Source organism: Zestomonas ipomoeae (genome assembly GCF_057128665.1).
On record NZ_JBSKHQ010000001.1, the window covers coordinates 326,886 to 340,552 of the forward strand.

The window sequence follows — 13,667 nt, forward strand, 5'->3', positions numbered from 1 at the left end:
ACTATTCAACTCTGTTTTGTATACATTATTCTCAGCGACGAGCTGGCAACCATCGCCAGCCGCGCTGAAACGCCCGTTTTAAAAGATTTCAGGAATCTCTGAGGCTGCCCTGGAAATTTTCTTGACCCAAAAGTCAACTCATGAATAGAATCCAACCGCAGGCTTGTATACAATTTCACAAGAAAAGAGGCACAGAAAAATGGCCAGAATGAGAGCAATCGAGGCTGCCGTCCTCGTGATGCGCCGCGAAGGCGTGGATACCGCGTTCGGCATCCCCGGCGCCGCCATCAACCCGTTGTACGCCGCACTGAAAAAGGTCGGTGGCATCGACCACGTGCTGGCGCGCCACGTCGAAGGCGCCTCGCACATGGCCGAGGGTTACACCCGCACCAACGCCGGCAACATCGGTGTTTGCATCGGTACCTCCGGCCCGGCCGGCACCGACATGGTCACCGGGCTGTACTCCGCTTCCGCCGACTCCATCCCGATCCTCTGCATCACCGGCCAGGCGCCGCGTGCCCGCATGCACAAGGAGGACTTCCAGGCCGTCGACATCACCAGCATCGTCAAGCCTGTCACCAAGTGGGCGACCACCGTACTCGAGCCGGGCCAGGTGCCCTATGCGTTCCAGAAAGCCTTCTATGAAATGCGCAGCGGCCGTCCCGGCCCGGTGCTGATCGATCTGCCGTTCGACGTGCAGATGGCCGAGATCGAGTTCGATATCGAAGCCTACGAGCCGCTGCCGCTGGCCAAGCCGGCCGCCAATCGTGCCCAGGCCGAAAAGGCGCTGAGCATGCTCAACGAGGCCGAGCGTCCGCTGATCGTCGCCGGTGGCGGCATCATCAATGCCGATGCCTGCGCCAAGCTGGTGGAGTTCGCCGAATTGACCAGCGTGCCGGTGGTGCCGACCCTGATGGGCTGGGGCACCATCCCGGACGACCACAAGCTGATGGTCGGCATGGTCGGCTTGCAAACCTCGCACCGCTACGGCAACGCCACCCTGCTGGAGTCCGACCTGGTGTTCGGCATCGGCAACCGCTGGGCCAACCGCCACACCGGTACCGTCGAGGTCTACACCCAGGGCCGCAAGTTCATTCATGTCGATATCGAGCCGACCCAGATCGGCCGCGTGTTCAACCCGGACCTGGGGATCGTTTCCGACGCCGGTGCCGCGCTGGACGCCTTCCTCGCCGTAGCCCGCGAATGGAAGGCCGCCGGCAAGCTCAAGGACCGCAGCGCCTGGCTCGAAGCCTGCCGTGAGCGCAAGCGCACCCTGCAGCGCAAGACCCACTTCGACAACATTCCGGTCAAGCCGCAGCGCGTGTACGAAGAAGTGAACGAGTTCTTCGGCAAGGACACCTGCTACGTCAGCACCATCGGCCTGTCGCAGATCGCCGGTGCGCAGTTCCTGCATGTCTACAAGCCGCGCCACTGGATCAACTGCGGCCAGGCCGGCCCGCTCGGCTGGACCGTTCCGGCGGCCCTCGGCGTGGTCAAGGCCGACCCGAGCCGCAAGGTGGTGGCGCTGTCCGGCGACTATGACTTCCAGTTCATGATCGAGGAGCTGGCCGTCGGCGCGCAGTTCAACCTGCCGTACATCCACGTGGTGGTGAACAACTCCTACCTGGGCCTGATCCGCCAGGCGCAGCGCGGCTTCGAGATGGACTACTGCGTGCAGCTGGCCTTCGAGAACGTCAACGCACCGGAACTCAACGGCTACGGCGTCGACCACGTCGCGGTGGTCGAGGGCCTGGGCTGCAAGGCGATTCGCGTATTCGAGCCGGACCAGATGCAGGCGGCCTTCGCCAAGGCCAAGCAACTGATGGAAGAGTTCCGCGTGCCGGTGGTGGTCGAGGTCATCCTCGAGCGTGTCACCAACATCTCCATGGGCACCGAGATCAACGCCATCAACGAGTTCGAGGAGCTGGCCGAGCGCGGCGCCGACGCCCCGACCGCCATCTCGCTGCTGGACTAACCGACTCCCCTCTCCCTCTGGGAGAAGGGCCGGGGTGAGGGCCGCCTGAAGAACTCGGAGCACCCCATCCCGACCTTCTCCCATCGGGAGAGGGAGCCAACAAAGGAGCACACCATGCCCCGTTTCGCTGCCAACCTGTCCATGCTGTTCACCGAAGTGGACTTCCTGGATCGTTTCGCCGCCGCCGCCGAAGCCGGCTTCAGCGGCGTCGAATACCTGTTCCCCTATGACTTCCCGGCCGAGGACATCAAGGCCCGCCTGGACGCCAGCAAACTGCAACAGGTGCTGTTCAACCTGCCTGCCGGCGACTGGGCCAAGGGCGAGCGCGGTATCGCCTGCCATCCGGACCGTGTCGAAGAGTTCCGCGCTGGCGTGGACAAGGCCATCGCCTATGCCAAGGTACTGGGCAACACCCAGATCAACTGCCTGGCCGGCATTCGCCCGCAGGGCTACGACTGCGCGACCATCGAGCAGACCTTCGTCGACAACCTCGCATTCGCCGCCGAAAAGCTCCAGGCAGCCGGTATCAGGCTGGTCATGGAGATGATCAACACCCGCGACATTCCCGGCTTCTACCTGAACAACACGCCGCAGGCGCTGGAGATTCGCGAGAAAGTCGGCAGCGCCAACCTGTTCCTGCAATACGACATCTACCACATGCAGATCATGGAGGGTGATCTCGCCCGCACCTTGGAAAGCAACCTGGCGGCGATCAACCACGTGCAACTGGCGGACAACCCCGGCCGCAACGAACCCGGCACAGGCGAAATCAACTACCGCTTCCTCTTCGAGCACCTGGACCGCATCGGTTACCAGGGCTGGATCGGTTGCGAATACAAGCCTGCCACCACCACCGCTGCCGGCCTCGGCTGGATGAAAGCGCACAACGCAATCTGAGGAGCAAACTCTCATGGCTAAAATCGGATTCATCGGCACCGGCATCATGGGCAAGCCCATGGCTCAGAACCTGCAGAAGGCCGGCCACACCCTGTTCTTCTCCGAACATTTCGAAAAAGCCCCGGCCGACCTGCTCGGCGATAACGGCATCGGCCTGGCCAACCCGCGCGAAGTGGCCCAGGAGGCCGAGTTCATCATCGTCATGGTGCCGGACACTCCGCAGGTGGAAGACGTGCTGTTCCGTGCCGACGGCGTGGCCGAAGGCGTTGGCGCCGGCAAAGTGGTGATCGACATGAGTTCGATCTCCCCCACCGCCACCAAGGTCTTCGCCGAGAAGATCAAGGCCACCGGCGCCGCCTACCTGGACGCCCCGGTGTCCGGCGGCGAAGTCGGCGCCAAGGCCGCTACCCTGTCGATCATGGTCGGCGGCTGCGAGAACGCCTTCGAGCGCGCCCTGCCGCTGTTCCAGGCGATGGGCAAGAACATCACCCGCGTCGGCGGTAACGGTGACGGCCAGACCGCCAAGGTCGCCAACCAGATCATCGTCGCCCTGAACATCCAGGCCGTGGCCGAAGCCCTGCTGTTCGCCGCCAAGAACGGCGCCGACCCGGCCAAGGTGCGCGAGGCGCTGATGGGCGGCTTCGCCGGCTCGAAGATCCTCGAAGTGCACGGCGAGCGCATGATCAAGGGCACCTTCGACCCGGGCTTCCGCATCAGCCTGCACCAGAAGGATCTCAACCTGGCGCTGTCCGGCGCCCGCGAGCTGGGCCTGAACCTGCCCAACACCGCCAACGCCCAGCAGGTGTTCAGCACCTGCGCGGCCATCGGCGGCAGCAACTGGGATCACTCGGCGCTGATCAAGGGCCTGGAGCACATGGCCAACTTCTCGATTCGCGGGGAGTGAGGCGATAGCGCAGGGAGTAGTCATAGCTCCATGCGCTGGGCAGCCCCCTCCCCACTAGGCGTGCCCCCCCGACCCTCTCCCGCCAGAGGGTCGGGGGAGGAGGATGAGATGCACGGAGTTGCGGCACCGAGAAACGTGGTGCAGCGCCGGAGGGCAACACCGAGCATTGGTCATGCCCGATATTTCCCTCTCCCCTAGCCCCTCTCCCGGAGGGAGAAGGGGATGAATGCCAAAAGAGTTGGAAAGTTTCGACCGCCCGGCAAGAGGTGTCACGGCCCGACTGCCGGGATGGTCGATTCCAGCCCCCAGCGCTTGCCAACGCGAGTGTTGGGGGCTGCAATCGGCCCATTAGCAAGATAAGAAGTCAGGAGCCAACCATGTCCATCGATCCGCAACGCCTGCTGCGCGAGCTGTTCGCCAGCGCCATCGACGCCGCCCATCCGCGCCAGGTGCTGGCCGACTACCTGCCCGCCGACCGCAGCGGCCGGGTCATCGTCATCGGTGCCGGCAAGGCGGCCGCTGCGATGGCCGAGGTGATCGAGCAGGAATGGCAAGGCGATATCGCCGGTCTGGTGGTGACCCGCTACGACCACGGCGCCGATTGCAAGAAGATCGAAGTGGTGGAAGCCGCCCACCCGGTGCCGGACGATGCCGGCGAGCGCGTCGCCCGACGCGTGCTGGAGATGGTCAGCGGCCTGAGCGAAGACGACCGGGTGATTTTCCTGCTGTCCGGCGGCGGTTCGTCGCTGCTCGCCCTGCCGGCGGAAGGCATCAGCCTCCAGGACAAGCAGGCGATCAACAAGGCCCTGCTCAAGTCCGGCGCCACCATCGGCGAGATGAACTGCGTGCGCAAGCACCTCTCGGCGATCAAGGGCGGCCGCCTGGCCAAGGCCTGCTGGCCGGCCACCGTTTACACCTATGCGATTTCCGACGTGCCCGGCGACGAAGCCACGGTGATTGCCTCCGGCCCCACCGTGGCCGACCCCACCACCTCGGCAGAAGCCCTGGCGATTCTTGCCCGCTACGACATCGCCATCCCCGCCAACGTGCGTGCCTGGCTGCAGGACCCACGCTCGGAAACGGTCAAGCCCGGCGATCCGGTGCTGTCGCGCAGCCACTTCCAATTGATCGCCAAGCCGCAGCAGTCGCTGGATGCCGCCGCCGAAAAGGTGCGCGCCGCCGGCCTGACGCCACTGATCCTCGGCGACCTGGAGGGTGAATCCCGCGACGTGGCCAAGGTGCACGCCGGCATCGCCCGGCAGATCGTCCAGCACGGCCAGCCGATCAAACCGCCCTGCGTGATCCTCTCCGGCGGCGAAACCACCGTCACCGTGCGCGGCAACGGCCGCGGCGGGCGCAATGCCGAGTTCCTGCTCAGCTTCACCGAAAGCCTCAAGGGCCTGCCGGGCGTCTACGCCCTGGCCGGCGACACCGATGGCATCGACGGTTCGGAAGACAACGCCGGCGCCCTCATGACCCCGCACAGCTATGCCCAGGCGGAGCGCCAGGGGCTCTCCGCCCGCGACGAGTTGGACAACAACAACGGCTATGGCTACTTCGCCGCCCTCGACGCCCTGATCGTCACCGGCCCGACGCGTACCAATGTCAACGACTTCCGCGCCATCCTTATCCTCGAGGACAGCAGTAATGACGCCCGATAAGAAAGTTAAGATCCTCGCCACCCTCGGCCCCGCCATCAACGGCATCGACGACATCCGCCAGTTGGTGGAGGCCGGGGTCAACCTGTTCCGCCTCAACTTCAGCCACGGCGAGCACGCCGATCATGCCCAGCGCTACGAGTGGGTACGCGAGGTGGAGCGCCAACTGAACTACCCCATCGGCATCCTCATGGATCTGCAGGGCCCGAAGCTGCGGGTCGGCCGCTTCGCCGAAGGCAAGGTGCAGCTGGTGCGCAGCCAGCCGTTCCGCCTCGACCTGGACAGCACGCCGGGCGACAGCCGCCGGGTCAACCTGCCCCACCCGGAAATCATCGCCGCCCTGCAGCCTGGCATGAGCCTGCTGCTGGACGACGGCAAGCTGCGCCTGAAGGTGACCGCCAAGCATGCCGATGCCATCGACACCGAGGTGATCGCCGGCGGCGAGCTGTCCGACCGCAAGGGCGTCAACGTGCCGGAAGCGGTGCTGGAACTCAGCCCGCTGACCGAAAAGGATCGCCGTGACCTGGCGTTCGGCCTGGAACTTGGCGTGGACTGGGTAGCGCTGTCGTTCGTACAGCGTCCGGCGGACATCGTCGAAGCCCGCCAACTGATCGGCGACCGTGCGTTCCTGATGGCCAAGATCGAGAAGCCCTCGGCGGTCGAGCAGATCGAAGACATCGCCAAGCTATGCGACGCCATCATGGTGGCCCGCGGCGACCTGGGCGTCGAAGTGCCGGCGGAGAACGTGCCGCGCATCCAGAAGAACATCGTGCGCATCTGCCGCCAGTTGGGCAGGCCGGTGGTGGTTGCCACGCAGATGCTGGAGTCGATGCGCTTCTCGCCGGCACCCACCCGCGCCGAGGTCACCGACGTCGCCAACGCCGTGGCCGAAGGCGCCGACGCCGTGATGCTCTCCGCCGAAACCGCCTCTGGCGACTACCCGCTGGAAGCGGTGAGCATGATGAGCAAGATCATTCGCCAGGTCGAAGGTGGTCCGGACTTCCAGGCCCAGCTCGACGTCAACCGCCCGCAGGCGGAAGCCACGGTGTCCGACGCCATCAGCTGTGCGATCCGCCGGATCAGCGGCATCCTGCCGGTGGCGGTGCTGGTCAACTACACCGAGTCCGGCGCCAGCAGCCTGCGCGCGTCCCGCGAGCGCCCGGCCGCGCCGATCCTCAGCCTGACCCCAAGCATTCGCACCGCGCGCAAGCTGACCGTGGCCTGGGGCGTCTACTCGGTTATCAACCAGGCCCTGCAAGAAGTCGAACAGGTCTGCTCCACCGCCCTGGAAATCGCCCAGGCGCAGAACATGGCGCGCCAGGGCGACACCGTGGTGATCACTGCCGGCGTGCCCTTCGGCCAGCCGGGTACGACCAATAGCCTGCAGATCGAGACCCTGCTGTAACTGGTAGGGGCGAATGCATTCGCCTGGCGGGCAATCTGGCGTAGGGCGGGTGAAACCCGCCGCTTCCCTCCCGGCCGGACAAAGTTGGTTCGCCCCGGCAGGTAGGCACCCGCGAGGCAGAGGCAGGCGAATGAATTCGCTCCTGCAGACGGGAGCCGGCCCTGACTGCAGGTGACACTTTCCATCAGTTGAGGCGTCCGTGGTTATCCCCTGCGGACGCCTCCTTTTTATCTCCCAGGTGCGCCATGCCTCGGTGCGTCAGTGTCCTTCTCAACGGCTTCAGCCAGATCTTCCTGCAACGCCACCCGCTGTGCGGCCTCTGCTGCCTGCTGGCGATCGCCCTGAGCGCGCCAAGCCTGGCCGCCGGCGCGCTGCTCGGCGGGACCGCCTCCGGCCTGCTGGCCACCGCGCTGCGCTACGAGCGCGACGATATCGACATGGGCCTGTACGGCTACAACGGCGTGCTGCTGGGTTTGCTGCTGAGCCTCCAGCACGCCTGGTCAATCTCGCTGGTGGCGCTTATCGCCCTCTCTGCCGGACTATCCAGCGTGGCGCTGCGTCCGTTGATGCGCGGCATGCGCCGGCGCCAATGGCTGCCCGCCTATACCCTGCCCTTCGTGGTGCTCGGCTGGCTGCTGCTCGAGCTGGATGGCCTGCACCCCGTGCCTGCCGCGAGCGTCGATGTTCCAGCGACCGTCGACCTGCTCGGCCTGTCCGCCGCCATCGCCCGCGGCGTCGGCCAGATCGTCTTTCTCGACCATCCGCTGGCGGGGCTCGTCATCCTCGTCGGCCTGCTGCTGGCCGACCCTCGCGCCGCCGGCTGGGCGCTGCTCGGCTCCACCGCCGGGCTGGCAATAGCGCTGCTGCAAGGCTGGCCAAGCACGGCGGCCTTGCTCGGCCTGCATGGCTACGCACCGGCGCTGGTTGCCATCGCCCTCGGCCAGACCCATCGCTCCTGGGCGCCATTGACCGGTCTCCTGCTAGCCATCCTGCTGCAACCCGGCTTTGCCGGCCTCGGCCTGCCGGCGCTCACCGCGCCCTTCATCCTCGCTTGCTGGCTGGTCCTGGCCAGCCAGCGGCTGCTGCGCCAGGCGGCGGCGGACTGCCGCAAGGTGGGCATGCGCTGAGCAAGCAGCGAACACCGGATGGCCCGTGACACCCCGCGGATCGACTCAATCTCCCCCGCACGCTACGCTACGGCGCTGTCCAGCGGCCCGACCCGCCGCACCGCAACGGAGATTCAATGAGCAACGCGCAAGAATGGCGCCAGCGCCTGTACACGATCATTTTCCACGTCGACACCCCCGCCGGCCGCCGCTTCGATACCTGGCTGCTGATCACCATCCTGGCGAGCCTCGTCGTGGTGATGCTCGACAGCGTCGCCTCCATCCACCGGGAGTACGGCGCCTGGCTGTCGGCCCTGGAATGGCTGTTCACCGCCTTGTTCGCCATCGAATACGCCCTGCGGGTCTATAGCAGCCCCAAGCCGAGCGGCTACATCTTCAGCTTCTATGGCCTGATCGACCTGCTCGCGGTGCTGCCCAGCTTCATCGCCCTGCTCTTGCCGGCCACCCAGTACCTGATGGTCATCCGCGTGATCCGCATGCTGCGGGTGTTCCGCGTGCTCAAGCTCACGCCCTACCTGAGCCAGGCCAACTTCCTGATGGTCGCCCTGCGTGGCAGCCGGCAGAAGATCACCGTGTTCCTGCTCAGCGTCACCACCCTGGTGATCGTCTTCGGCACCCTCATGTACGTCGTGGAAGGGCCGCCGAACGGCTTCACCAGCATTCCCAAGAGCATCTACTGGGCAGTGGTGACTCTGACCACCGTCGGTTTCGGCGACATCGTGCCGAAGACCGCCCTCGGCCAGGCGCTCGCCACTTTGGTGATGATTACCGGTTACTCCATCATCGCCGTGCCCACCGGGATCTTCACCGCCGAGCTGGCCAATGCCATGCGCCAGGACAACATGCAGCATCACTGCCCCAACTGCGCCAAGCTCAACCACGAAGCCAGCGCCGCCTTCTGCAGCCGCTGCGGCCACTCGCTCTTCCCCCACGAGGCCCAACGAGATGCTTGATCCCACACGCTGGCAAACACTCTGGCAGCGCCTGGGCGGCCAGGCGCCGGCCGACAGCTTCGCCGAGCTGTGCGCCGCCTATGGCGAACCCCACCGGCATTACCACAGCACGGCCCATATCGCCGCCTGCCTGAAGCACTTCGATGAATGGAAAGCACTGGCCAGGCAACCGGACCTGGTGGAACTGGCACTCTGGACCCACGATCTCGTCTACGACACCCGCCGCCAGGACAACGAAGCCGCCAGCGCCGAGCGCGCCTGTGCCTGGCTGCAGGCCGCCAGGCTCGAACGTCACGCCGATCCGCTGCGCGAACTGATCCTCGCCACCCGCCACCAGGACGTGCCCGAAGACCCGGACGCGGCGCTCACCGTCGACATCGACCTCGCCATTCTCGCCAGCGAGCCGGCGGTCTATGCCGACTACGAACGTGCCATTCGCGCCGAATACGCCTGGGTGCCCGAACCGCTGTTTCGCGCCGGGCGCAGCAAGCTGATACAGCACCTGCTGGACATGCCGCGGCTCTACCGCCATCCAGCACTGGCCGAGCGTTGGGAAACGTCGGCACGACGTAACCTGGCGCAGGCGCTGCAGGACCTGGCAGGCAATACGACAGCTGCCGGAGCGAGCAACGGATGACCAACGTCCTGTTCATCTGCAGCCGCAACCGATGGCGCAGCCCCACCGCGGAAGCGATCTGGCGCCGGCACCCGGCGATCACTGCACGCTCAGCCGGCACCAGCCCGCAGGCCCGTCGCCCGGTCACGCAAGCGGATATTCGCTGGGCCGACGTGATCGTCGCCATGGAGCAGAAGCACAAGAACCGCCTCAGGGCCGAATTCACTCGCATGCTCGACCACAAGCCGATCCATGTGCTGGAGATTCCAGACGATTACCGGTTCATGGACCCCGATTTGGTGGCCATGCTGGAAGACTCGGTAGCGGCCCTTCTCGATCTCGATGCCAGGCATGACGCTTGAGATCTCCCCGCCAGGCATGGCAGGCAAGCGTCTCGCCCAGCTCATCCTGTGAGCTGTCCCGGAAAAACGCGAGAAACCGGCGCACGATCCGACCGGCCGTTTTCGAAGCCAGCCGCTGTTCGGGTATCCTTCGCGGCTGCAGTCGATTGCAATCCGCCCTGAAGCGCTGTTGCCGTTACCCCGGGGGCGCAACTGAAACACAACGGTAGGAGCTGGCACGGATGCGCCAACTAGGATGGAAGTTCCTGGCCTTGGCCTGGATCTACATGGTGGGTGTCGGAGGCTATGTCTATTACCTCTACGATGAGACCAAGGACATCATCGACGACAACATCAACAACAAGCTGCTCTATGCCGCCAGGGCGACCGCGTCGATCCTCGGCGATACCTATCACGACGGACTGGTCGACAAGCATTCCAAGACCGAAGCCGAAGACTGGCGCACGATCGAGCGCCTGACCGAATTCAACAACGAGCTCGGCCTGACATTCGTCTATACCGCCATCAAGCGCGACGGCCAGGTCATCCTGATCAGCTCCAGCGCCTCCGACGAGGAGCTGCGCGACAACGACTACGTGCGTTTCTTCGACCCTTATCCGGATGCCAGCGAGGCACTGCACCAGAGCTTCGAACGCAGCGAGCCCACCTGGACCGACTACACCGACCACTGGGGCGACTTCCGGGCCGTGTTCGTTCCCTATCGCTCCAAGGACGGCACGCCCTATATAGCCGGCGCCGAAATCTCCCTGCGGGACTATCACTCCATGCTGCGCCGGGACTCGCTCTACCACGTCGGCCTGGCGATTCTCACCTTCGCCTCGCTCAGCCTGGCGGTCGCCCTCTACCTGCTGCGCCTGCGCAAGCACCTGCTGCAACACCGCGCCAACGAGCTGGCGCTGACGAAGGCGAAAGAAACCGCGGAGATCGCCGACCGCGCCAAGAGCGCCTTCCTGGCCACTATGAGCCATGAGATCCGGACGCCCATGAACGGGGTGATCGGCACCACCGAGCTGCTGCTCGACAGCGGCCTGACGCCGGAGCAGGCGGACTACGTGCGCACGATCCAGACCAGCGGGCAGACCCTGCTGTCGTTGATCGACGACATCCTGGACCTCTCGAAGATCGAGGCCGGCAAGCTGGAGCTGCACCGCCACACCTTCGCGCTCGCCCCTCTGGTGGATACCACCCTCGAGCTGATCCAGCAGAACCTGGGCGGCAAGTCGATTCGCTTGAGCTACTGGATCGCCGAGGAAGTGCCCGCGCTGGTGCATACCGATGCCGATCGCCTGCGCCAGGTCCTGCTCAATCTGCTGGGCAACGCGGTCAAGTTCACCGACGCGGGCGAAGTGCGCCTGTCGATCACCGCCACGCAGCGGGAAGACGACGTCCTGCTGAATTTCAGCGTGACCGATACCGGCATCGGCATTCCCCCGGAACAGATCGGCAAGCTCTTCAAACCCTTCACCCAGCTGGATATCTCGAGCACGCGTCGCTATGGCGGCACCGGTCTGGGGCTGTCCATCTGTCGGAATCTGGTCGAAGCCCTGGGCGGAACCATCCAGGTCACCAGCCATGTCGGCAGCGGGTCGACCTTCTACTTCGCCATTCCCTGCAGTGCCTCGGACCAGGAGCTGCCGATCGCGCTGCCGGATGCACCTGCCACGGTGCCCGACGAGAACCTGTCCCGGACCCATCCGCTCAGGATCCTGGTGGTGGAAGACAATCCGGTCAACGGCAAGATCGCGCTGGCGATGTTCGCCAAGCTGGGTTACCAGGCGCAGCTGGTGCTCGATGGCCTGGAGGCGCTTGCCGCCTGCGAGCAGGAATCGTTCGACGTCATCTTCATGGACCTGAACATGCCGCATATGGATGGGCTGGAGGCCACGCGAAAGATTCGCGGCGGACACCGCGGCCGACCGCCCTACATCGTCGCGTTCACCGCCAATGCCTTTCGCAGCGAAATCGAAAAGTGCAGGCAGGCCGGTATGGACGACTACCTGATCAAGCCGGTGAAGCTGCAGGCGCTGGTGGAAAAGTTGAAACAGGCATCGAGATCCCGACGGGGCGACAAGACGCAATCGCCCCACCGGGAACTGGGTAGCGCGGGTTAGGGAACGAACGCGGTCACGGCGACCGGTGTGCCCGAGCCGGCCTGCAGGCGCAGGATGCCGATCACGATGGTCGTGCCCTTGGCCGGCAACCGATGCAGGTTGGTCAGGTTCTCCAGGATGATGCCGTTATTGGCCAGCACCTGGGTGTTGGTCGCATATTCCTCATCCTGCCCCGGATCGACCCCGTGGGTATCGATACCAATGCCGGCGATACCGCGCTTCTCCAGCAGCAGGCGCGTGGTTTCCGCACCGACGCCGGGGAAATGCAAGCCGCCCTGCGCATCCGGGTTGAAGAACTTCTGCGGATCTTTCCAGAACTTCTGCCAGCCGGTGTAGAACGCCACTACCGAGCCCTTCGCTATGCGGCCGTTCACATGCTCCCAGGCCAGCACGTCATCCTGGCTGATCACATAGTCCGGATTGCGCAGGGTCCTGGCACTGACGTCGATCACCACCAGCGGCCGCACCAGCGACTGGGGGCGGTACTGGTCGATGCCGATGCCATCCGCATGAAAGCTGTTCGGTGCATTCATATGGGTGCCGCTATGCTCGCCGATGGTGAAGGAACGCAGGTAGTACCCGTCCTCTTCCAGGGTGGCGACCGTCTTGAACTCCACGGCGGGATCGCCGGGCCAGAGCGGGATGTCGGTGGTGATGTCGTGACTCAGGTCGACGACGTGGCGGAACTGGATATTGTGCATACCATTGCCTTGCGCACTGGCCACGGTCGGGCCGGCTAGAAATAGAGCGGCGATCGTACCGGCGCAGGTCAGTTTGGCAAACCATCCGCCCGGTGTTAGCACTGCCTTGATCATGGATATCTCCTTGTTTTTCTCATTGATCTTGCCGTTCAGACGAAGAAGCTCCTTGTCCTGTCGGGCGGTCGAGTAAATAACATGATTCGCCGCCTCATCGCCAAACCATTAGCGTGCCTTGACGCCTGGCAGCAGTAGCCGGTCAGTACGCGAGATCGTCTGCGCGCAAGCGTTTCGGTCCAATCGGTTGCTTCTGGATGGGAGCGCAGATGGGTGACATGCCGGTTTTCCGGGGCACCCTGGCGGCAGGGGCGCTGGCCATGGCATGCCTCGGTGCGCTGCTTGGCGAACTTCTCCCCATGCTGAGCTTGCCCCTGGCGGCGCTCGGCGTCAGCGACGGTGCCGTACCGTGCAAGGCCTTGGCAGGCGCTCTCGCTAACGCGGGCCGAACCGAGGCTCAGGGGGCCGGATGGCGACCACGCAGGCCGGGCGGCACGCTTGGCAGGGCCACGGTTTCCCAGGGGCCATCCGGGCGGGCGGCGCAGTACCAGCCGTTGTTCCAGCGGTAGTAGAGGCGCTCGCGGTAGTAAAGGTTGTTGCCCTTGACCACATAGACGCCCAGGCGATTGTCCCAGTGGTAGTCGCCCTGGGGCGGCGGGGCGTAGCGCGGGTGGGTCTTCTGCGTCGCCGGCGGAGCCTTGGGCGCCGGGGCCTGCAATATCATCGGCCGGGAAGGCGCCTTGGGCGGCACCTGCACGCCGGGCCTGGGCAACGGTTGGGGCTGGCGAGGCGGCTGTTCGGCCACCCTTGCCGCACACGCGGTCAGCAACAGGGCGGCCCCCAGGGTCAGTACCCGCGACAGGACAGATAGGGTTCGACGGCTCGACGGGAGAGTGGTCATCTT

The 13,667-nt window shown here is 65.1% G+C and carries 12 protein-coding genes; 10 read left to right on the top strand and 2 right to left on the bottom strand.

Annotated features, from left to right (window positions below; translation table 11 throughout):
• Positions 1-199: 199 nt before the first annotated feature.
• The 10 genes from gcl (at position 200) to ACWKV7_RS01415 (ending at position 12,008) form a co-directional block, all read left to right on the top strand.
• On the top strand, positions 200-1,975 hold the full coding sequence (gene gcl / locus ACWKV7_RS01370) for a glyoxylate carboligase (protein ID WP_483855836.1): 1,776 nt from the start codon (positions 200-202) through the stop codon (positions 1,973-1,975).
• Between the two features lie 114 nt (positions 1,976-2,089).
• Positions 2,090-2,872, top strand: coding sequence for a hydroxypyruvate isomerase (gene hyi, locus ACWKV7_RS01375; RefSeq protein ID WP_483855837.1), 783 nt, complete (start codon positions 2,090-2,092; stop codon positions 2,870-2,872).
• A 13-nt stretch (positions 2,873-2,885) separates the two neighbouring features.
• Positions 2,886-3,776 (top strand): 2-hydroxy-3-oxopropionate reductase, encoded by an 891-nt coding sequence (locus tag ACWKV7_RS01380; RefSeq protein ID WP_483855838.1) that lies wholly within the window; start codon positions 2,886-2,888, stop codon positions 3,774-3,776.
• Between the two features lie 377 nt (positions 3,777-4,153).
• Entirely contained in the window at positions 4,154-5,437 is a 1,284-nt protein-coding gene (locus ACWKV7_RS01385; RefSeq protein ID WP_483855839.1) for a glycerate kinase type-2 family protein, read from the top strand.
• Complete coding sequence (pyk, locus tag ACWKV7_RS01390) at positions 5,424-6,839, top strand: pyruvate kinase (protein ID WP_483855840.1); 1,416 nt, start codon at positions 5,424-5,426, stop codon at positions 6,837-6,839. Before ACWKV7_RS01385 ends, pyk begins: the two co-directional genes overlap by 14 nt.
• A gap of 245 nt (positions 6,840-7,084) precedes the next feature.
• Positions 7,085-7,966 (top strand): urea transporter, encoded by an 882-nt coding sequence (locus ACWKV7_RS01395; protein WP_483855841.1) that lies wholly within the window; start codon positions 7,085-7,087, stop codon positions 7,964-7,966.
• A gap of 116 nt (positions 7,967-8,082) precedes the next feature.
• Positions 8,083-8,919 (top strand): ion transporter, encoded by an 837-nt coding sequence (locus tag ACWKV7_RS01400; protein WP_483855842.1) that lies wholly within the window; start codon positions 8,083-8,085, stop codon positions 8,917-8,919.
• Positions 8,912-9,556 (top strand): HD domain-containing protein, encoded by a 645-nt coding sequence (locus ACWKV7_RS01405; RefSeq protein WP_483855843.1) that lies wholly within the window; start codon positions 8,912-8,914, stop codon positions 9,554-9,556. Before ACWKV7_RS01400 ends, ACWKV7_RS01405 begins: the two co-directional genes overlap by 8 nt.
• The gene (locus tag ACWKV7_RS01410; protein WP_483855844.1) at positions 9,553-9,897 is read left to right on the top strand and encodes a low molecular weight protein tyrosine phosphatase family protein; all 345 of its coding nucleotides are present in this window, start codon (positions 9,553-9,555) and stop codon (positions 9,895-9,897) included. Before ACWKV7_RS01405 ends, ACWKV7_RS01410 begins: the two co-directional genes overlap by 4 nt.
• A 221-nt stretch (positions 9,898-10,118) precedes the next feature.
• On the top strand, positions 10,119-12,008 hold the full coding sequence (locus ACWKV7_RS01415) for an ATP-binding protein (RefSeq protein WP_483855845.1): 1,890 nt from the start codon (positions 10,119-10,121) through the stop codon (positions 12,006-12,008).
• On the opposite strand, the gene ACWKV7_RS01420 is transcribed toward ACWKV7_RS01415, so the two are convergent.
• Positions 12,005-12,823 carry a cyclase family protein gene (locus tag ACWKV7_RS01420; RefSeq protein ID WP_483855846.1) on the bottom strand — a complete coding sequence of 273 codons (819 nt, stop codon included), beginning with the start codon at positions 12,821-12,823 and terminating at the stop codon, positions 12,005-12,007. The two genes, ACWKV7_RS01415 and ACWKV7_RS01420, sit on opposite strands and share 4 nt — an antisense overlap.
• Before the next feature lie 397 nt (positions 12,824-13,220).
• Positions 13,221-13,664 (bottom strand): hypothetical protein, encoded by a 444-nt coding sequence (locus ACWKV7_RS01425; protein WP_483855847.1) that lies wholly within the window; start codon positions 13,662-13,664, stop codon positions 13,221-13,223.
• Positions 13,665-13,667 lie beyond the last annotated feature (3 nt).

Bases quoted from the DNA above. Each gene is read 5' to 3' on its own strand.
- ACWKV7_RS01425 (WP_483855847.1), bottom strand. From the start codon at position 13,664: ATGACCACTCTCCCGTCGAGCCGTCGAACCCTATCTGTCCTGTCGCGG.
- ACWKV7_RS01405 (WP_483855843.1), top strand. From the start codon at position 8,912: ATGCTTGATCCCACACGCTGGCAAACACTCTGGCAGCGCCTGGGCGGC.
- ACWKV7_RS01385 (WP_483855839.1), top strand. From the start codon at position 4,154: ATGTCCATCGATCCGCAACGCCTGCTGCGCGAGCTGTTCGCCAGCGCC.
- hyi (WP_483855837.1), top strand. From the start codon at position 2,090: ATGCCCCGTTTCGCTGCCAACCTGTCCATGCTGTTCACCGAAGTGGAC.
- ACWKV7_RS01410 (WP_483855844.1), top strand. From the start codon at position 9,553: ATGACCAACGTCCTGTTCATCTGCAGCCGCAACCGATGGCGCAGCCCC.
- ACWKV7_RS01380 (WP_483855838.1), top strand. From the start codon at position 2,886: ATGGCTAAAATCGGATTCATCGGCACCGGCATCATGGGCAAGCCCATG.
- ACWKV7_RS01420 (WP_483855846.1), bottom strand. From the start codon at position 12,823: ATGATCAAGGCAGTGCTAACACCGGGCGGATGGTTTGCCAAACTGACC.
- gcl (WP_483855836.1), top strand. From the start codon at position 200: ATGGCCAGAATGAGAGCAATCGAGGCTGCCGTCCTCGTGATGCGCCGC.
- ACWKV7_RS01400 (WP_483855842.1), top strand. From the start codon at position 8,083: ATGAGCAACGCGCAAGAATGGCGCCAGCGCCTGTACACGATCATTTTC.
- ACWKV7_RS01395 (WP_483855841.1), top strand. From the start codon at position 7,085: ATGCCTCGGTGCGTCAGTGTCCTTCTCAACGGCTTCAGCCAGATCTTC.
- ACWKV7_RS01415 (WP_483855845.1), top strand. From the start codon at position 10,119: ATGCGCCAACTAGGATGGAAGTTCCTGGCCTTGGCCTGGATCTACATG.
- pyk (WP_483855840.1), top strand. From the start codon at position 5,424: ATGACGCCCGATAAGAAAGTTAAGATCCTCGCCACCCTCGGCCCCGCC.